The 20816-nt window shown below is 43.3% G+C and carries 18 protein-coding genes; 4 read left to right on the plus strand and 14 right to left on the minus strand.

Translation table 11 applies throughout. From position 1 onward, the window contains the following. From ACQKMP_RS08000 to ilvB, 5 genes are all read right to left on the minus strand, one after another. The coding region (locus ACQKMP_RS08000; protein ID WP_427469136.1) for a collagen binding domain-containing protein at positions 1-3234 on the minus strand (3234 nt) is incomplete at its 3' end. Positions 3235-3564: 330 nt separating this feature from the next. Next, the gene (locus ACQKMP_RS08005; RefSeq protein ID WP_042125095.1) at positions 3565-5106 is read right to left on the minus strand and encodes a 2-isopropylmalate synthase; all 1542 of its coding nucleotides are present in this window, start codon (positions 5104-5106) and stop codon (positions 3565-3567) included. Positions 5107-5208: 102 nt separating this feature from the next. Then, entirely contained in the window at positions 5209-6201 is a 993-nt protein-coding gene (ilvC, locus tag ACQKMP_RS08010) for a ketol-acid reductoisomerase (RefSeq protein ID WP_036679485.1), read from the minus strand. A gap of 179 nt (positions 6202-6380) precedes the next feature. After that, the gene (gene ilvN / locus ACQKMP_RS08015; RefSeq protein WP_170880323.1) at positions 6381-6869 is read right to left on the minus strand and encodes an acetolactate synthase small subunit; all 489 of its coding nucleotides are present in this window, start codon (positions 6867-6869) and stop codon (positions 6381-6383) included. Continuing rightward, the gene (gene ilvB, locus ACQKMP_RS08020; RefSeq protein WP_042125091.1) at positions 6866-8608 is read right to left on the minus strand and encodes a biosynthetic-type acetolactate synthase large subunit; all 1743 of its coding nucleotides are present in this window, start codon (positions 8606-8608) and stop codon (positions 6866-6868) included. Before ilvB ends, ilvN begins: the two co-directional genes overlap by 4 nt. Before the next feature lie 590 nt (positions 8609-9198). Between ilvB and ACQKMP_RS08025 the strand changes: the two genes are divergently transcribed. After that, positions 9199-9645, plus strand: coding sequence for a GNAT family N-acetyltransferase (locus tag ACQKMP_RS08025; RefSeq protein ID WP_042125089.1), 447 nt, complete (start codon positions 9199-9201; stop codon positions 9643-9645). Between the two features lie 22 nt (positions 9646-9667). Here ACQKMP_RS08025 and ACQKMP_RS08030 read toward each other — a convergent pair whose 3' ends face one another. The 5 genes from ACQKMP_RS08030 to ACQKMP_RS08050 all read right to left on the minus strand — a co-directional run bounded on the left by ACQKMP_RS08030 (position 9668) and on the right by ACQKMP_RS08050 (position 15018). Next, positions 9668-10021 (minus strand): hypothetical protein, encoded by a 354-nt coding sequence (locus ACQKMP_RS08030; RefSeq protein WP_427469137.1) that lies wholly within the window; start codon positions 10019-10021, stop codon positions 9668-9670. A gap of 200 nt (positions 10022-10221) precedes the next feature. Continuing rightward, entirely contained in the window at positions 10222-11178 is a 957-nt protein-coding gene (locus ACQKMP_RS08035) for an ABC transporter permease (RefSeq protein WP_042125085.1), read from the minus strand. Then, positions 11179-12252, minus strand: coding sequence for an ABC transporter permease (locus ACQKMP_RS08040; protein WP_042125082.1), 1074 nt, complete (start codon positions 12250-12252; stop codon positions 11179-11181). Then, entirely contained in the window at positions 12245-13783 is a 1539-nt protein-coding gene (locus ACQKMP_RS08045) for an ABC transporter ATP-binding protein (RefSeq protein ID WP_042125080.1), read from the minus strand. Before ACQKMP_RS08045 ends, ACQKMP_RS08040 begins: the two co-directional genes overlap by 8 nt. Positions 13784-13962: 179 nt before the next feature. Further along, entirely contained in the window at positions 13963-15018 is a 1056-nt protein-coding gene (locus ACQKMP_RS08050) for a BMP family lipoprotein (protein ID WP_042185713.1), read from the minus strand. 307 nt (positions 15019-15325) lie between these two features. On the opposite strand from ACQKMP_RS08050, the gene ACQKMP_RS08055 reads away from it, so the two are divergent. Further along, positions 15326-15868, plus strand: coding sequence for an acyl-CoA thioesterase (locus tag ACQKMP_RS08055; protein WP_042185711.1), 543 nt, complete (start codon positions 15326-15328; stop codon positions 15866-15868). Between the two features lie 139 nt (positions 15869-16007). Here the strand turns inward: ACQKMP_RS08055 and rplT are convergent, their stop codons facing one another. The 4 genes from rplT to ACQKMP_RS08075 all read right to left on the minus strand — a co-directional run bounded on the left by rplT (position 16008) and on the right by ACQKMP_RS08075 (position 18675). Next, positions 16008-16367 carry a 50S ribosomal protein L20 gene (gene rplT / locus ACQKMP_RS08060; RefSeq protein ID WP_042125073.1) on the minus strand — a complete coding sequence of 120 codons (360 nt, stop codon included), beginning with the start codon at positions 16365-16367 and terminating at the stop codon, positions 16008-16010. A gap of 31 nt (positions 16368-16398) precedes the next feature. Continuing rightward, entirely contained in the window at positions 16399-16599 is a 201-nt protein-coding gene (rpmI, locus tag ACQKMP_RS08065; RefSeq protein WP_036679507.1) for a 50S ribosomal protein L35, read from the minus strand. A gap of 60 nt (positions 16600-16659) precedes the next feature. Then, on the minus strand, positions 16660-17157 hold the full coding sequence (gene infC / locus ACQKMP_RS08070) for a translation initiation factor IF-3 (RefSeq protein WP_042125071.1): 498 nt from the start codon (positions 17155-17157) through the stop codon (positions 16660-16662). A gap of 279 nt (positions 17158-17436) precedes the next feature. Further along, complete coding sequence (locus ACQKMP_RS08075) at positions 17437-18675, minus strand: glycosyltransferase family 2 protein (protein WP_042185708.1); 1239 nt, start codon at positions 18673-18675, stop codon at positions 17437-17439. A 403-nt stretch (positions 18676-19078) separates the two neighbouring features. Here ACQKMP_RS08075 and ACQKMP_RS08080 point away from each other — a divergent pair, with 403 nt between their 5' ends. Together ACQKMP_RS08080 and ACQKMP_RS08085 are read left to right on the plus strand one after the other, a co-directional pair. Further along, positions 19079-19606, plus strand: coding sequence for a phosphatase PAP2 family protein (locus tag ACQKMP_RS08080; RefSeq protein ID WP_042185706.1), 528 nt, complete (start codon positions 19079-19081; stop codon positions 19604-19606). A 49-nt stretch (positions 19607-19655) separates the two neighbouring features. Then, a complete protein-coding gene (locus ACQKMP_RS08085) occupies positions 19656-20771 on the plus strand; it encodes an MGDG synthase family glycosyltransferase (RefSeq protein WP_427469138.1) in 1116 nt (371 codons plus the stop codon). Positions 20772-20816 lie beyond the last annotated feature (45 nt).

Raw genomic sequence — 20816 nt, forward strand, 5'->3', positions numbered from 1 at the left:
TGGCGTCGGCGTTGCTGTCGGCGTCGGCGTTGCTGTCGGCGTCGGTGTTGCTGTCGGCGTCGGCGTTGCTGTCGGCGTCGGCGTTGCTGTCGGCGTCGGTGTTGCTGTCGGCGTCGGCGTTGCTGTCGGCGTCGGCGTTGCTGTCGGCGTTGGTGTTGCTGTCGGCGTCGGTGTTGCTGTCGGCGTCGGTGTGACCGTTGGCGCCGGTGTTACTGTCGGAGCGGGTGTTGCTGTTGGTGTTGGAACTTTATTCTTCACCTCAAGACTTACCCCTGTCGTCAAGGCAATAGTCACTTCATGTGGTGTTTGATCAAGTACATAACCCACAGGTGCTGTTTTCTCAATCACTACATATTTCCCACCGGTAAGCTTGGTAAATTCGAGTATCCCATTTATATCTGTAGTACCGTCCTTTATCCAGATCTTATCGTTGTCAACAACGCGATATAGATCAAATGTAGCTCCACTTAGTAGCTTTGCAGGATTACTAAAGTCTATCTTCGTAATGGTCAGGGGTCCTCTTACACCACTTCCTGTTCCAGAACCGCTGGAAAGCTTAACTGTAATTTCCTTGGTACTTTCATTTGTTATTACCTTGACGTTCTTACCATCAAAACTAACTTTATTGGTTACTTTATCATTGTTCTGTGCTGTAATCAGGGAGTCATATTTCAGAATATAAGCCTCCGAAATATCCTTTAGGAAACTAAGCTCAAAGCTTTCCTTTCCATTGCTGTCCGCAGTAATCTCCAGCTTATAATCCGTATCTTTGATCAACTCTTGATTGGTTGGTGTTATAGTCCCATCAGCTTTAACAGTCGTTTTATAGACATGAAAAGTATTAGACAGTAGGATCTGATTATCACTCGGAATATCTGTAATTACCGCTTCTTTTACAAAAGATTGGTTACGGTTGATGTTAACTGTCCAATGTATTTTATTGCCGTCCTGATCGCCGCCTTTATTAACGTATTCCCCACCTTGTGGAATACTAACAGTGGCTTCCAGTTTTGCGGATTCTTCTTTCGTACCGTCATACAATATGGCTGTATTTTTAATTTCATTTGAATCAATCGCTTGATCAGCGAATGTAGTTTTGAAAGTGACGTAGAACGCATAATTAATGGTTTTATTAAATGTCACCTTCAGCTCATTACCATTTAGCTTCACATTATAATCAGCGGAATTCACGTTAGCTTGAGGAGAAGGATCACCATTCTTCCCATATTCCCATTTATAAACTTTTACAGAATCCTCGTTGACGACTTGCCCAGCCGAAATGGTATCTACCAATTGTGCTTGGCTTAACGTTTTCTGATTATAATTGGCACCAATATTCCAGGTGATCTCTTTGGTTACAGCATTGTAGGACCCACTCTTTTTCCCATTTTTTTTAACTTCATCTCTTGGATTAAAGGTTGAGGTCGCTTCTTTATGCTTTGGCTCCTGTACCCCATTCACCGTTTCTTTCCAATCGAGTGCACCTTTATTTGAAAATTGCGTTTTGCCCGAAGCCAGCCAATCATAGTTAAAGCTTGTTGTATAAGTAATAGTATAAGGCTCATTAATTGAACCATTAAAAGTAATTACAAACCCATCGTCCACTGCAGGTGGATTATGATCATTGTAAACAACAGTATGAACGGTAGCAGTTCCACCTTTGGTCGGTTTAACCTTTAATGTGCCAGGAATTAGCTTTAATCCCGCGTTGCCAAAAGTATCGGTCACCACTAAATTTTCCATAGTCTTGCTGTCATCGTTAATTTGAATCGTCCAATCAATAGTCTTTGTCGCATAATTAACATTGCTATAGTTCTTATGAAGAATTTGCTGTTTAATATCGCGATTTCCAGTTTCTGATTTTCCATCATAAGTAATCTTGTTCGTAATTTGGCCATCATCAAATACACGGCCATTTGCTTTTGTCTGATATTCAATTCGGTAAGCAGAACTTAAATCATTGTTGAATTTCAGATCAAAACCATTTAACCCCGTTGCAGTTGTTGGCGTCACCGTATATTCGCTTGAAGCAAGTTCTGCGCCTTTGATCCCTTTACCATTGCTGTCAATCGTTACCGGATAGACTTTGACAGAGGTAGGGATTAAATCTTGGGAGTTGTTAAACATATCCTTTAAGATAGCATTTGCCGCTAAAATTGTTTTTTCATTGTAATTGAAATTAACAGCCCAAGAAATCGTCTGAGTTGCCGCATCGTATCCAGTGGACTCTTTCGACAGCGGCTTGCCGCGCCCAACTGTAACTGTAGTACTAGCTTTCTTAGAAATCCCGCCATCCCCAGTTAGAATAGCCTCATTATAGAACGATGCTGCATCTATACCTGAACCGGTAATATCTGTATAAAATTGAACTCGATAGGCCTTGGTGATCGGGTTATCCGTAAATTTAAGTTTAAGCTCACCTGAAGAGGAGGCGGATACATCATACTTGCCGCTATTCACCAAACTACCAAGACTTGCAGTCCCATCGACATTCACGTCAAGCTCATAAACAGCAATAGATACGGTATTTAAAGACAATCCCAAAGGAAGCTTGTCTGTAACCTCTGCATTGTAAACACTATCCAGAACCTTGTTTACATCAACCGTCCAAGCAATGCTTGTTGGGTTATAATACTGCGGTTTCGGTGAACCGTTTTTTTCTATCGTAGAGCTAACCTTTGGCTTAAAATTAAGCTCAATGGTCTGAGTTCCTCCCTGAATAGGGAATGTTATTGTCTGCTTAGCAGAGCCTGTAATCTTTTTGGAGCTCAGTAGCGACCTTACTGTAAAGGTGCCGCCCACTTGATCATGGGATTCAATATATTTGTTAAATGTGAATACAACTTTATTGGTATTTTTGTCAACCGTATAAGTCCCTACAGGCTCATCGTCAAAAATGAGATTACCATTCAGATCATTATAAAGTTCAAACTGTGTTGGAAGATCAAACGTAAAGGTAGAACCCTCCTTATACCCATGCCCATCTGAAATTGCCCATGTATAGTTTAATTCCGAATAGGAATCAAGCTGATATACGCTTTCCGTAACCGTATTTGTGTATTTATCATCGGTGTATACTGCAAGCGAAACACTAGTAATGAGATTATCTCCAATCACAGTACCATTTCCACTCGCATATGCTGGCGTATTGAACCCGAAGCCAAAGCTATAAGCCCACTGCGTCACAAGTAATAATACTATGAGCCATGCGCTTATTTTCTTTTTTGATAACATTATTAAAATGCCTCCTTTTCAATTCGTTTATTGTGCTTTCCCAAGTTCTATACTTTGGATCTTGTGCTCTTATGCTCTAATGCTCCGCAGTGACCTCCTTGATTTTTTCTCCTTCTACTAATCGCCATGCTTACATCTATTGTAAATAATGCATCTATACATAATCTGAACAGAGTCCTGTACAAGTCTTTTCCATACTTTTTCTTCCAAATAAAAAAACAGGGATATGCGATGTAAACTCGCATATCCCTGTCGTATCTCATGTATTCTCTTCTAGATCTTAATAGTAAGCGTAATACTACTTAAAAAATAAAAAATACAATGTACATTTTATATACTTGCGTGGTCACGTTTGGTGTAAGTTTTACGCTTCTCTAGAAGCTTGTTAAGCGCATCAATATAAGCACGGGCACTCGCTTCCAGAATATCGGTGCTAAGTCCACGACCCTGTGCAGCAACTTCACCCTGCGACAGTACTACATGAACCTCGCCCTGTGCATCTTTACCACGGGAGACGGATTTAATGGAATAGTCCCCAAGGGTAACTTCCTCACCCGTGGCTTTATCAATTGCATTGTAGATGGCATCTACAGAACCATTGCCTTCTGCCTCTGCTACAATAGGCTCCGCTTCCGGACCATCGATAATCACCTTAGCAGTTGGAACAGCTTTATTACCGTAAGTAACGTAAATCGTCTGAAGTCTGAATACTTCTGGCGTATCAATTAGTTTCTCTTCAATTAATGCCAAAATATCTTCATCCGACACTTCTTTTTTCTTATCCGCCAAGTCCTTAAACCTTGAAAAAGCTGTATTAAGCTCTTCTTCAGATAAATCATACCCTAGATCACTTAACTTATCGCGGAAAGCATGGCGTCCAGAGTGCTTACCAAGTACCAGTTTGCTCTCTTTAAGTCCAATGGTCTCCGGTGTCATGATCTCATAAGTGGTTTTCTCTTTCAGCATTCCGTCCTGGTGAATACCCGATTCATGAGCAAATGCGTTAGCTCCTACAATCGCTTTATTCCCTGGAACTACCATACCTGTCAGCTTGCTGACCAAGCGACTTGTGCGAGAAATCTCGGACAAAGTTAAGGAAGTTTTTGCGCCAAAGAATTCAGCACGTGTCTCCAGCGCCAATGCCACTTCTTCAATCGCTGTGTTCCCGGCACGTTCACCGATACCGTTGATCGTTCCTTCGATCTGATCTGCACCATTCTGAATCGCGGCTAACGTATTGGCCGTAGCCATGCCAAGGTCGTTATGACAATGAGCACTAAGCTGCACGCGTTCAATATCAGGCACATTCTCTTTTAAATATTTAAAGATAGCTCCGTACTCAGAAGGATTCAAATAACCCACAGTATCCGGGATATTAACAACATTAGCCCCTTCCCGGATAGCCATGCCGACCATTTCAGCCATGAAATCATACTCCGTACGGCCCGCGTCTTCTAATGAAAACTCGAGCTTAGGGAAATATTTCTTAGCGTATCGGATAGCAGACTGTGCAGTTTCCAACACCTGAGCCTTATCCATCCGCAGCTTATGCTGCCGGTGAATAGGAGATGTAGCTAGAAAAATATGAATACAAGGGTCCTGCGCTCCCTGTAGTGCTTCTTTTACAGCATCAATATCTGTCTCTCTAGAACGAGAAAGGCCGATTACCGTGACGTTCTTCACAGCTCTTGCCACCGCATTAACAGAAGCTAGATCTCCTGGAGAAGCTGCTGGAAAACCCGCTTCCATGCGATCAATTCCCAGCTTCTCTAACTGGTAAGCGATCTCCACTTTCTCACGCGTGTTGAGGTTCACACCAGGTGACTGCTCTCCATCTCGCAGTGTCGTATCGAACACATAAATTTTCCGCATGCTAAGCACCTCCCAAAAATTGTGCTGAAACTCTCAAATGCGGCTCGCAAAGTCACGGCCGCATTTGAAGGTAATACTATTTAATCATAAGTATGATTATAATTATTTCTTAATCCAGTGCATCATTTCACGCAATTGGCTACCTACAACTTCTACTGGGTGAGCAGCTTCGTTGCGGCGAGTAGCGGTAAGGAAAGCACGTCCGGATTGGTTCTCAAGGATAAAGTCACGAGCGAATTTACCTTCTTGAATATCTGTCAGAACAGCTTTCATAGCTTTTTTAGTATCTTCAGTTACAATGCGTGGTCCAGTTACATAGTCACCGTACTCAGCAGTGTTACTGATGGAATCGCGCATGCTGGACAATCCGCCTTCGTATACCATGTCAACGATCAGTTTCAATTCGTGTAGACATTCGAAGTAAGCCATTTCAGGAGCATAGCCTGCTTCTGTCAAAGTTTCGAATCCAGCTTTGATCAGTGCGGATACACCACCACAAAGTACTGCTTGTTCGCCGAACAAGTCGGTTTCGGTTTCTTCGCGGAAAGAAGTTTCGATAACTCCTGCACGTGTACAACCAATACCTTTTGCATAAGCAAGACCGATTTCTTTCGCTTTACCTGTTGCATCTTGTTCGATAGCAATCAAGCCAGGAACGCCAAAGCCTTCAACATAAGTACGACGAACCATGTGACCTGGAGATTTTGGTGCTACGAGCAGCACGTCCGCATCTTTAGGAGCAACGATTTGTCCGAAGTGTACGTTAAAGCCGTGGGAGAACATCAAAGCTGCGCCTTTTTTGAGGTTTGGTTCCACTTCATTTTTATATACGGATGCTTGAGTTTCATCTGGCATTAAGATTTGCACAACATCTGCACGGGATACTGCTTCAGCTACTGGCAATACTTCAAAACCGTCATTTTTCGCAGTTTCAAAAGATTTACCTTCACGAAGACCGATGACAACTTGAAGACCACTGTCACGTAGGTTTTGTGCTTGGGCATGTCCTTGGCTACCGTACCCGATTACCGCAATTGTCTTTCCTTTTAATACACTAAGTTCTGCATCCTGTTCATAGTACGTTGTAACTGCCATTGTCAATATCCTCCTTTAATTTGAGACCCATCATAAAGAGCGGGTGCTTCAAGAGAACTGGATTCGTCGATTAGATCAAGCTGCTCCTCAAGCTCCCGCTCTTTAGCGGGAATGTCATTCATATCATATCAGATTAATGCAATCAAGCAGTAATCCGTTAAAGTCGCAAAATAAACTATTTAAGAGTTGCCACGTACCATAGCCGTAACACCTGTGCGAGACAGCTCTCTGATTCCATAAGGCTTCAATAGCTCGATCATCGCGTCAATCTTCTGTGTCTCCCCAACTACCTGCACCAGTATAGTGGTGCTGCCGATATCGACAACTGAAGCACGGAAAGTCTCAACTACACCCAAAATTTCCGGACGCTCACTTGGATCAGCATTCACTTTAATCAGAGCCAGCTCGCGTGCAACCATAGGCTTAGCTCCAAGATCAACAACTTTGATAACATCAATTAGCTTATAGAGCTGCTTCTCGATTTGTTCAAGGGTATGCTGGTCGCCAAGAGTAACGATAACCATCCGGGATAATCCAACCTCTTCGGACTGGCCGACTGTAATACTCTCAATATTAAATCCACGGCGACCGAACAAGCCTGACACCCGTTGAAGCACACCTGGCTGGTCATTTACGAGTACAGAAATCGTATGTCTTGTCACTGTTATTCATCCCCCATCAGCATATGATCGATGGTTGAACCTTGAGTTACCATCGGGTAGACATTCTCGTCTTTTGGAACAACGAATTCTACCAATACTGGACCCGGTGTTTCCAGAGCTTTCTGCCATGCATCACGTGCTTCTTCCTTATTCGTCGCCCGTAGACCTTTTACACCATAGGCCTCAGCCAGCTTAACGAAATCCGGACTACCTGCAAGGTCAGTATAGCTATAACGTTTGTCATAGATAAGATTCTGCCATTGGCGAACCATTCCAAGCACTTGATTATTAATAACAACGATTTTGACAGGTATATTGTTAATCGCACAAATCGCCAGCTCTTGGGAACACATTTGCATACCGCCATCCCCGTTAATCGATACTACCAACCGTTCAGGATGTGCCATTTGCGCACCGATAGCTGATGGGAATCCGAAGCCCATCGTTCCAAGACCACCTGAAGTAATCCATGAACGCGGATGATTGAACTTGTAATATTGTGCTGCCCACATCTGATGCTGGCCAACGTCCGTAGTAACAATCGCTTCACCATTAGTGGTGTCATTAATCATTTCAATAACCCATTGTGGTTTAAGCTCTGTCTCCGAATCTTTATACCGAAGTGGCTGATCAAGCTTCGACTGCGCGATATGCGTTCTCCAAGCATCAGCCTTAGATGCACGGCCAACCTCAGGAATCAGCATTTCCAGTACAGTTTTTACATCTCCAACGATCGGAATATCAGGCGATACATTTTTTCCGATTTCTGCAGGATCGATATCGATATGCACGATCTTGGCTTTTGGCGCGAAGCCGTCCAGCCTACCCGTAACACGGTCATCGAAGCGGGCACCGATATTAATGAGCAAATCACATTGCTGAATCGCATTGTTTGCGGTATATGTGCCATGCATACCTGGCATTCCCATCCAAAGCTCTTCAGCACTTGGGAAGGCTCCAAGTCCCAGCAGGGTTGTAGTTATTGGAATCTCTGTCCGTTTCACGAATTCGAACATAGCCTCATGTGCTCCGGAGTAGATAACTCCACCACCTGCAATGATAATCGGACGTTCAGCAACCTCAATCGCACGAACCAGTTTATCAAGCTGCAGTTTGTTTGGAACTGTACAAGGGTTGTAGCCACGAAGATTTACGGTCTTCACTGGTGTGAACAACGTCTTTGCTGCCGACACATCTTTCGGTATATCGATCAATACTGGACCTTTACGACCGGTATTCGCCACATGGAAAGCTTCATGTATTACGCGAGGGAGATCCTCAACATCTCTTACAAAGTAGCTGTGCTTAGTGATTGGCATCGTGATTCCAGTTATGTCTGCTTCCTGGAAAGCATCTGTACCGATCAGGCTTGAGAAAACGTTACCTGTGATTACGACCAATGGAGTGGAGTCCATATATGCTGTAGCAATACCTGTTACAAGGTTTGTTGCGCCTGGACCCGAGGTTGCGATACACACCCCTGGTTTGCCACTTGCTCTAGCATAACCGTCAGCTGCATGAATCGCTCCTTGCTCATGACGTGTTAACACGTGATTGAAATCCGTAAAACCGTACAATGCATCATAAATGTACAATACAGCTCCACCTGGATATCCGAATACTGTGTCTACACCCTCCAATACAAGGCTGCGGAGTAGTATTTCCGAACCGGTAATAACTTCCGGCTCCATCCATTTTTCTTTTAGCTGCTCTGTAGACCGTAATTCCGGTATTTGCGCGCTCATCAGTATTCCTCCTCCGATATTTAACATTCATTATGCAAATGACGGACCGTCCTCTATACATCAGCAAATAGTTATTTATAAAACAAAAAAACCTTCCGCCTCCCACGCACAGTATTAGCGCGTGAGGGACGAAAGGTTGATCTTCCGTGGTACCACCCATGTTTGCATTACATCTCGCGATGCAACGCCTTATCAGGTATACAAAAATCCATCGATGTAGGCAAGGGCCCTAATCTCTGTAACCTGAAGTCCGTAACGCGGACTAAACGATTCCCCCTAATAATTCCACCACTCTAGCCAGTGGACCTTTCAGGGAAACAGCTCCGAGGTGAGCTCGTATATAAGGGATTTCGGTGGAGGTTGCAGCAAATCCTCACACTCTCTGAGCAAAAGAGCCCTTAAAACTTCGTCCTCATCATTGCCGATACATGTATGTTCGTTAAAATGTTTAGACACATTATATGATTCCTATCACGGATAGTCAATACCCTTATTTTTAAAATCGTCACAACTCCTGCTTCTACCCTCTCGGAACGCCTGCCCCTCTCCCAACATATGATGTACGACAATGCGTGGAAAGGGGACGCTCTATGATTCGTTATCGTCGACCGAAGCAGGATGACGTTGTTATTTTTGATTTAATCGAGCGACAGCTCGTTCCATTATCTCATCTGCCGCAAACTGAAATCACTAAAATCAAAAAGGATTTACCCCGTCGTCTAGGACACGGAATCACACTTGTCACCTGTCCCGACTATGAAAGCGATCCAAACGGGTTTGTCCATTTCTTGCTGCATGGTGATTTACTCTACATCGATATGCTAGCCATTGCACCAGATGCTCGGCGAAAACACTTGGGAAATATGCTTATGGATCGGGCAGAAAGATTTGCACTTTCTCGCGGTTGTCATCGTTCTAAGGTATCTGTCGATCTAGGGAATGCAGCAGCGCTAGCCTTTTATCGAAAATTGGGCTACAGCGTAGCCCGTTATCAATCGCTAAGTTTTTGTTACGAGCTTGAGAAACGATTCTCCTAGCCAAAGCAGCACTTATCGGAACTCAAAAGAATCCAAAAGGTGAATATGGTGTGCTTCCGTACCCATAACCTCCATAAGGAGTTCCATATCCGTAACCGCCACCATAAGGTGAAGCTCCACCATAGCCTCCTCCATAGCCTCCTCCATAACCTCCACCATAAGCATAAGGGGCAGTACCAATGGCGAGCAAATCAAACAACACTAATGGAATGATTGCTTTAGTTTGTACTTTTTTACCACTTACACGTTGCAAAATAAGACGATTTCCTGATACACGAAGCAGCTTTCCTGTAACCTGTGTGCCATCTTTTTTCACAGCGATGATCTGTTTACCTATGAGCCTCATAACCTGCTTTTTCGTAACTGGCTTAGTCATAATATCCCCTCCAAAAAGTTTTGCATGCCTCTGATTCCCACCATCTTCAAAACAGTTTATTCGCACAAAAGTACCTTCGCCTGTACACTTGCCCTTACCTCTTAATGTTTATCCATATCGATCCTAACAAAAAAAGCCGTATCTCCGGAAAAGTCCGGAAATACGGCTTGATAATGATATAAGCAAAAAATCGAAAAGATCTAGCGTTTACCAGGATCGTAAGGCTGACCTAATGCCTTAGGAGCAGCGGAACGACCTACAGCACCCACCAATACAATGATCGTTAATACGTAAGGAATCATAAAGATGAACTCTTGTGGTATGTCCTTTGACCATTCAAACAATTGTACGTAGTTACGGATCGCTTGAGAGAATCCGAAAAATACAGCAGCACCAAAGGCACCAAGCGGATTCCACTTACCAAAGATCATCGCTGCAATAGCGATAAAACCTTGACCTGAAATCGTATTATGCCCAAAGGTTCCAGTTGTAGTTAGAGTGATTGTAGCACCACCGATACCAGCCAGCAATCCACTCAGCATTACGCCGATATATCTCATCCGCTTCACCTTGACCCCTAAGGTGTCTGCAGCACTAGGATGTTCACCTACTGCGCGTAAACGCAGTCCAAATGGCGTTTTAAACAAAACGAAATAAATAACAATAACCAGCACAATGGCCAGATAAGTGGTCGGATAGGAATTAAATATCCCTTCACCGATCACTGGGATTTTGGAGAGTCCAGGAATTGAAACCTTGTTAAACCCATCGATTAGTGGAGTTTCAGCAGATCCATCAAACAGCAGCTTTACCATGTAGAGCGTACTGCCTGCGGCTAAAAAGTTAATAACCGTACCACTGATCGTCTGATCCGATTTAAAGGTAATAGCTGCAACTGCATGAATTAGTGAACCAATTACCCCGACGGCCATAGCACATAGTACGCCAATCCAAGGAGCCCATTCACCCATCCCAGCATCTTGAGCATAATAACCGCCTACTGCTGCGGCAAAAGCACCAAACATCATCAAACCTTCAAGTCCAATATTTACGACACCGGAGCGTTCAGAGAAGATGCCGCCAAGTGAGGCAAAAATGAGCGCTGTGGAAAAAACAAGCGTTGTATTAAGCAGTTGACCTAACGTCTGCAGATCCATCTATAACACCTTCTCTTTCTTGCGCTTGAAGTAAAAGGGCTTAAGCACCCAGCGCACAATCCCTTGTGCCGCAATAAAGAATATGATTGAACCTATAACGATACGAATAAGCTCTGGAGGAACATCTGCAGCAAAACTCATTCCTGCAGAACCATAAGTCAACGTACCATAGAGAATCGCAGCAAGAACAACACCAAGTGGGTGTGTTAAACCAAGTAGAGCCACTGCGATACCATCAAAACCATATCCTGGTGATGCCGCGAACACAGATTGATAATGGAATACACCCAGTACCTCCCCTGCTCCGGCCAACCCTGCAAATACTCCACTTATGAACATTGCTTTTACAACGTTACGGCCAACATTCATACCTGCGTACTCGGCAGCATGAGGATTGTAACCAACAGCACGCATTTCATATCCTTGCTTAGTCTTCCATAAGTAAACATAGAAGAATACTGCTGCGGCAAGGGCAATAGCTGTTCCCCAGTGCAGACGTGCATTGTCAAATAACGAATTCAAAAACGTCATAGAAAGTGAAGCTGGAATATCCTCGGAACGATTCTGTCCCGGGAGTAACAGAAATGCTCTTACAATATAATTCGACAAGTACAGAGCAACCCAGTTTAACATGATCGTGGTAATAACTTCATTAATCCCACGTTTGGCCTTCAAGTAGCCGGCGATGCCAGCCCACAGACCTCCACATAACCCCGCTATAATAACAGCAAGCGGAACCAATATGAATCCTGGCAAGGCTGCAAATTTAATGCCCACCACGGTCGCAGCTGTCATACCAATCATCACTTGTCCGTCTGCCCCGATATTAAACATCCCTGAACGGAATGCAAAGGCTACGGCTAAACCAGTGAGCATTAATGGCGTCATTTCGCGCACGGCTTCACCAAAGTTGTACAAGTTACCAAATACACGTGAGAACAGTGCGGAGTAAGCAGTTATCGGATCATAACCACCCATAAGCATAACTATTGCTCCCACAAGAAAACCAAGTACGATGGCGACAAGAGGAACGATATAGCTGTCAGTTGTGAAGATTTTTTTGAACTTATTCAACTGCCTTACCTCCCCGCTTCAAGCTGCCTGCCATCATAAGACCCAGTTCCTGGTCATTCGTATCCTGCGGGAACACTTCACCGACAATTTTGCCTTCATAGATAACAGCAATTCTGTCTGATACATTCATAATCTCGTCCAATTCAAACGAAATGAGCAATACAGCTTTTCCTTGGTCACGCTGTGCGATAAGCTGCTTTTGAACAAACTCGATAGCCCCAACATCTAGACCACGTGTTGGTTGTGCTGCAATAAGTAATGTCGGATCTTTATCTATTTCCCGAGCAATAATCGCTTTCTGTTGATTTCCGCCGGATAGAGAACGTGCTTTGGTCTGAATTGAAGGTGTACGCACATCAAATTGCTCCACAAGACCTTCAGCATATTTATCAATGACATCATTTTGCATAAAGCCATTTTTGTTATATGGACTCTTATAGTAAGTTTCCAGAACCATGTTCTCACTTACTGAGAAATCAAGCACCAAACCATGCTTATGACGGTCCTCTGGAATATGAGACACATTCATCTCCGTAATCTTACGCGGGGATAAATTAGCTATCTCGTTCCCGGACACCTGAATAGAACCAGAATCAATTTTACGCAGACCTGTAATGGCCTGAATCAGTTCACTCTGTCCATTGCCATCTACACCAGCTATTCCGAGAATTTCTCCGGCTTTCACATCAAAGCTAAGGCCGTCCAGCACTGAGACACCATCTTTACTCTTGCTGTTCACATCCTTCAGCTCGAGTACAGTTTTGCCAACCTCAGGAGCCTTCTTATCTACCTTGAAGGTTACGCCACGTCCAACCATCTTCTCAGCTAGTTCATTCGGATTAGTCTCTGCGGTATTTACGGTATCGATTACTTTTCCGCGTCTAATAATGGTGACCCGATCAGATATTTGCATAATTTCTTTAAGCTTATGCGTAATCAGGATAATAGATTTTCCCTCTGCAACAAGCCGCTTCATAATCGCCATCAATTCCGTAATTTCTTGAGGCGTAAGTACTGCAGTCGGCTCATCAAATATGAGAATATCCGCTCCGCGGTACAGGGTCTTCATAATTTCTACCCTTTGCTGCATACCTACAGAAATGTCATGAATAACGGCATTTGGATTCACTTGCAGGCCATATTGCTCCGATAGCTTCCGAACCTGTTCCGCAGCGGATTTATAGTCAATTTTAAGACCTTTCTTCGGCTCCATCCCAAGAACAATATTCTCGGTAACCGTAAAAGGTTCCACGAGCTTGAAATGCTGATGCACCATACCAATACCAAGCTCAATCGCTTTATTGGGATTATCAATTATAACCGGTTTCCCGTCGATTTCAATACTACCTTCGTCCGGTTGATACAATCCAAACACGATATTCATTAGGGTTGATTTACCTGCACCATTCTCACCGAGCAATGCAAGAATCTCACCCTTTTTTAAGGTCAAGCTAATGGAATCGTTAGCAACAATACCAGGAAATCGTTTTGTGATTTGCTTCAACTCTACGACAGGAGCCGCAGCACTCATGGAATCACCCTCATCACAGAATATATAACTACCATGCAGACACGGATGTACCGCCCTTTTCAAGACGGTATAACTGTGTCCAACTTATCATAACCAGTGCTTTAACAAGGAATAAGGCCAGCACATAACCGGCCTTATTCTTTGTTGCTTATTGTAATCCGATAAATAAAAGGGAGATCTTACTCGGTAGGAACTGTAATTGTTCCATCAATGATTTGTTTTTTGTAATCTTCAACTTTAGCCAAGATCTCTTCAGAAACGTTAACTTTAGATGTATCAGAGATACCTACACCATTGTCTTTCAAACCAAGAACAGTTGTAGTACCACCTTTGAAAGTACCATCGATTACTTCTTTGGAAACCTTCTTCACAGCTTCGTCAACGCGTTTGATCATAGAAGTCAAAGTTACGTCCGTACCAAATTCAATGGATTGGTCTTTGTCTACACCGATAACCCATACTTTAGCACCGCCAGCTTTGTTACGGGATTTAGCTTCGTTAAATACGCCATTTCCTGTTGCACCAGCTGCAGGGAAGATGATGTCATTACCATCGTTATACAATGTAGCTGCAAGAGATTTACCAGTATCTGGCTTGTCATATGCACCTGCATAAGTAATTGTAACTTTAGCGTCAGGCTTAACTGCTAATACACCAGCTTTGAAGCCTACTTCAAAACGTTTGATTACTGGGCTTTCCATACCGCCGATAAAAGCTACTTTGTTAGTTTTTGTAGTCAAACCAGCAACCACACCAACCAAGAAGGAACCTTCGTTCTCAGAGAAAGTAACGGATGCTACGTTAGGAGCATCTACAACGCTATCGATAATTGCCAAGTTAGCATTTGCGTTCTCACCAGCAACCTTTTTAATTGCGTCGCCAAGATCAAAACCAATACCCCAAGTCAAGTTGTAGCCATCTTTAACGAATTGGTTAAGGTTTGGCTCATAGTCAGCGTTTGATTTACTTTGCAAATATTTAACGGAAGAACCTGTTTCTTTTTCAAGAGCTTGTAATGCTTCCCATGCGGATTGGTTAAACGATTTATCGTTTACGCCTCCGATGTCAGTAACCATACCAAATTTGAAATCAGATTTTGCGGCATTTGTTCCGCCATTTGTTCCTGCATTAGTCTCGCCATTTGCAGCATTTTTAGCGTTGTTGTTTCCGCAACCGGCCAATACTACTGTGAATGCCAGCAACATTACAAGAGATAGCTTGAAAACTTTTTTCATTGAATGTGATCCCCCTTAAAATATTGGATGTCATCTGTGTTCTACTTGGACATTCCATAGATCAAATTATAACTGCAATAAAATCTAAAATCCAGTCCATAAATGACCTCAGGTCAATAAATATTTGTACTTTTTCGTAAGTAACCGCTTTCCATGACACGACATGTTATCATCATGTTTGAATGATGTTAGAAAACCTTATTTTACTTTGTATAGTATTCCAACACATTACAAATATTATTGCACACTTATGTGTTTTCTATTATTATGATTGCTTAGTATTTGCACTGAAAGGAAGTTATCAGATATGACCGATGAAAAAAATCCACAAACGATGCCGGCTTTTAAATATTGCCGTGAATCCCGTGTTTTCAAAACCGGACGCGTTTTCCCTAATGATGTTAATAATCACAAAACATTGTTTGGCGGTAAGCTTATGAGCGGCATTGATGAAGTAGCCTCCATCTCAGCTATGCGCCATTGCCGTGCTAATGTCGTTACAGCCTCTACAGACTCTGTTGACTTCTTGAGGCCCATCCGACCTACAGACTCCGTATGCTTCGAATCCTTCGTTTCTTGGACCGGACGTACAAGCATAGAGGTATTTGTAAAGATCATTTCAGAAAACTTATATACGGGTGAGCGCGCCGTCGCTGCCACTTCATTCCTTACCTTTGTTGCAGTTGGGGAGGATGGTACTCCCACTCCAGTTCCTGCCATAATCCCAGAAACCGATGAAGAGAAATTGATCAGCGAATCAGCTAATGAACGTTCTGAGCTACGTAAAGTAAGAAGAACCATCAGTAAAAAGCTCGCTGCCGAGCTCAATACTGTAAAGTACTGGGAATAACTCTGCATTAAGCAGAGTTTTTTTCTCGTTTTTTTACGGCAGAGAAATCATTTCCTCATTCTATATACTTCATACCACACAAAAAAGCACCGCTGCATGGGCAACACGCAGGCGGTGCTTTTCGATTATATTACAACACTTACGCGTTGATTTTCTCTTTGGCAATACCAGCCAAGGAGTTGAATGCGTTAAGATCGTTTACAGCCAGATCAGCCAGCATCTTACGGTTAACTTCTACACCAGCCAATTTCAGGCCGTATACAAGCTTGCTGTAAGAAAGACCGTTCAAACGAGCTGCTGCATTAATACGAACGATCCACAGTCTGCGGAAGTTACGTTTAGTTTGACGACGGTCGCGGTAAGCGTAAACCATCGATTTCATTACTTGTTCTTTAGCTGTTTTAAAAATGCGGTGTTTAGAACCGAAATAACCTTTTGCCAATTTCAATACTTTTTTATGTCTACGACGAACTACAAATCCGCCCTTAACTCTTGCCATATTAATAAACCTCCCAAAAATGTGTGATAAACTATTTCAAGTTAGCCAATCCTTGTTTCAAACGTCTTACATCCCCAGGGGCCATTACTGGATTACCGTTCAGAACGCGCTTAGCGCGTTTAGATTTGTGGGACAGCAAGTGGTTTTTGTGAGCTTTGTAACGTGTTACTTTACCAGTTCCGGTAATTTTGAAGCGGCCTTTCAGGCTGCTATGTGTTTTCATCTTAGGCATGGTGTTTCCTCCTTGAATATTATGCGGCGCCAAATTGCATGTAAGCAAGTGACTCCAGATTTATTGGGCTTTAGGAGCCAAGATCATAATCATGCTGCGACCTTCCAGCTTAGGCTGGCGCTCAACAACAGATATATCAGCCACTTCGTTCTTAACACGCTCGAGGATTTTCTGGCCGATATTCGCATGTGTAATCTCACGTCCGCGGAAACGAACGGAGCACTTTACTTTATCGCCTTCACCCAAGAACTTGATCACATTGCGGAACTTGGTTTGATAATCATGTTCCTCAATGTTAGCACGGAACCAGACTTCCTTGATATCAACGATCTTCTGGTTCTTACGGGCTTCCTTCTCTTTCTTCTGCGTTTCATAACGGAACTTGCCGTAATCCATGATGCGGCATACCGGCGGCTTAGCCTGTGGTGCTACATTGACTAAATCTAGATTAAGATCGATCGCCATTTGCAACGCTTCGCGGATCGGTTTAATTCCGATTTGTTCACCTTCCGCACCAACCAACCGTACCTCTTTGGCCCGAATTTCATCATTGATCATATGTTCCTTACTGATAACTCTCCACCTCCGGATCTTTTTAACAACTATACTGCCTTACTCCATAAAAAAGGGGTGCCGGTAACACCCGACACCCCGTGTTTGATCAACGTTCATGAACATTAACATTCATAAAGCATTGAGATCAAAACCAGCCGGCGAATATGCCAGTCAGGTGAGAAGCAGGTGCTTCTTCTTGCAATCCCTATGATTTGCGTACTTGAATACTATACACCACTCCAAACGGAGTGTCAATTCTTTTATTCAATATTCTTAAATATCTTATACCTGCTTGCTTTGCACTTCTTCAAGTCTTACGACACGCGTATGCTTGGTATGGCTCCATTGCTTGTTGTTCTGCGTGAAGAACGCATAGAACGTAATAGGATACCAAGAGATCAGGTAAATTGGGAAGAACACCAGATAAGCGTACACCTTCTTAAATTTAACCTTCTCCAAAGCCATCGCAATCCCAAAGGTCACCAGATTCAAACCGATCGCAAGGAAACCGAGCCAGACTGGCAAGCTGCCGTAAATATTAGCAATATTCGGTCCGTTAAAGAGGGCCATATCCACCCACATTACCGCCGTCATCAAGAAGGTGAGCAAAACAATGTACACATTTGCTCCGTAAAGCGCAAGGTCAAACTTCGTTAAGCTACGTTCTTTAATACTTTGCCAAAGTAATGGGAAAAAATAACGACGAGCTACAGTAAAGTGTCCTTGCATCCAGCGCAGACGCTGTCTTGAAGAGGCCTTGAAAGTTAGAGGCTTCTCATCAAATACCTTTGCGTCATAGTTGAACTTAGGATATACACCATGAGATGCACTGCGCATCGTAAACTCCAGATCCTCAACTAAGCTTGTAGCTCCCCAGCCCATCTCTTTAAGGAGATTGGTCTCGAAACACATTCCTGTTCCGCCAAGGAAGTTCGCCATATTCAAATTATGGCGTGAAAGTTGCCACAAACGGTTAATATACCAATACGACACACCATACGCTGCAGTAATCCAGGAATCTTCTGGATTCTTGGTGTCAATATAACCTTGAATAACACGCGCTCCTGAACAAAGATCATTATTCATCTCCATCAGGAATTCAGTATGTGCCAGATTATCGGCATCAAACATTACAACTGCGTCATATTGACGCTGCATGCCCCAAAGCTCCTTGAGCATCCATTCAATGGCATAACCTTTACCACGTAGATTTGGGTTAGTACGGACACAAGCGTTCATTCCGTGCTCTCTAACGATGCGAGCTGTACCATCTGTACAATTGTCACAAATTACAAATACGTCAAACAGTTCTGAAGGATAGTTAAGCTGCTTCAGGTTCTCCATTAACGCGCCGACGACTTCTTCCTCGTTATGTGCAGCAACAAGTACTGCAAATGTTTTTTCTGGCTTATACTTTGTCTTTGTCTTTTTCTTGTGCAGACCAAATAACGAAAAGGTAAACTGATATACTGCGATTGCTGCCAAGATCACTTGGAGCGTAACAAACAGTGCGTCTGTCATGACCTTTTGATGCCCCCTTTTTTCACTCTCGGTGTTCTTTTTTTTCTCTCTAGCTTGCTTGACGTTCCTTCTGACCCTTTTGTTGCATCCCTTAACAATAGACCAAGAGTATTCTTATTCTAGGCAGACTTCACAATTTTTATATGTGTTGTTTAAAAGAATTGTATGAATTCCATTTATTTGGATCCTTATTTATCTCTTACCCTTTTAAACATGTTTAGTCCGCTTGAATCATTGTACGGCGTTAGCGGCTCTAAGTCAAAACTAGCAAATTTCTAGCAAAACTGAGCTTTTCCTTGAAATGGACTACCTTTAAAAAGTATGATTAAGACAGATCTAATGCTAAAGAACGGACTGCTCATAAGCACCTGTTATCGGTAGCCGACTGGCGGAGGGACAAGATATGAGACATTTATTCATGAAGCTACATCTCTGGGAGCGGCACCTTTTTAAGTGGATCAACGGTCGAATGCATAATCGTTTTCTGAACTTTTGGCTCTTCTATCTCACTCATTTGGGTGGAGCTACAAGCACAATTGTTATCAACATACTGATATGGGCATTTGCTCCTCAGCCATGGAGAACCGCTAGCCTGCAAGCAATGACGGCTCTAGCTGTTAGCCATTTGCCCGTTGCTGTCGCTAAAAAACTGTATCCACGCATGCGGCCTTATCTGGCGTTACCGGATACGAACACATTTCGTAATCCATTAAAGGATCATTCCTTTCCTTCTGGTCATACTACAGCTATCTTTGCTTCAACGGTCCCATATATGGTAGCATTTCCTGCCTTGACCGTTATTCTGCTGCCGCTGGCCTGTATTGTTGGGTTTTCACGCATTTATCTGGGATTACATTATCCATCTGATGTCTTTGCAGGCTTAGTGATCGGAACCAGTGTTGCAGCGGGCACTATAGCCTTATGGATCTGAAGTATATATGGTTAAACCGGGAAAACCTTTGAGAATAGGTGAATCAAAATTGCAAAAAAAAAGAATTTTAATACTCTCAGAAGGCTTTGGAGCAGGACATACTCAAGCAGCTTATGCGCTGTCGAGCAGTCTGCGCCAACTGTCACCTAATTTACAAACGAAGGTGCTAGAACTTGGGAATTTCCTTAATCCCAAAATGGCACCCATTATTCTGTCTGCTTACCGTAAGACGGTAACGACTCAGCCAAAGCTGATGGGGTACGTCTACCGTCACCAGAAATCATTTAATCGTCTTACCACGCTTGCCCTGCATCGTATATTTTATACGCATACCAAAAATGTTGTAATGCAGTTGAAACCTGACGTTATTGTCTGCACACACTTCATTCCGGGTGCTGTAGTATCTCGTCTTAAGAGAGTGGATCCTACCCTAAAGATGCCTCTCGTAACTGTTATAACGGATTATGACGCACATGCCAGTTGGATCAGTCCAGAGGTAGACCGTTATCTGGTATCAACACCAGAGGTTAAATCCAAATTGCGTATGCGAAACATTCTTTCTGCAAAAATTCAGGTTACTGGGATACCCGTACACCCTAACTTTTGGCAGCATCCTGGAAAGCAGGAGATTCGACAGCAATTCAATCTCAAGGATATGCCAACGGTACTAGTCATGGGCGGCGGCTGGGGGATCATGAACGATCAGGTTGTAAATGCCTGTCTGGCGGAATGGCGAGAGAAGATTCAGATTGTTTTCTGTCTCGGCAAGAATGAAGAGCTGCTTCAGGAAATGAAAGAAGACTCACGTTATAATCATCCTAATATATCCTTGATAGGCTTTACGCGTGAGATTGACAAGCTGATGGAGGTGTCCGATCTGCTCGTCACGAAGCCGGGTGGAATGACCTGCAGTGAAGGGCTCGCTAAAGGAATACCGATGCTTTTCTATAACCCTCTGCCCGGGCAGGAGGAGGAGAATTGCCGCTATTTTACCGCAGCAGGTTTCGGAGAGCCGATAGAGTCTTTAGACGTAGTCGTAATGTGGATGGAACGTCTATTAAACAACTACGAGGATGTGCAGAATAAGCGAAAACTTCATCTTGAGGAAATCGCCCGTTACCACCCATTGCAATGTGCTCAGAGCATTATCGAATTATTGGAATAGTTAATTTAAAAGCGGCAGCCTCCAAACCACTTGGAGGCTGCCGCT

This window comes from Paenibacillus sp. NPDC101420 (assembly GCF_050277435.1).
Taxonomy (GTDB): domain Bacteria; phylum Bacillota; class Bacilli; order Paenibacillales; family Paenibacillaceae; genus Paenibacillus_AQ.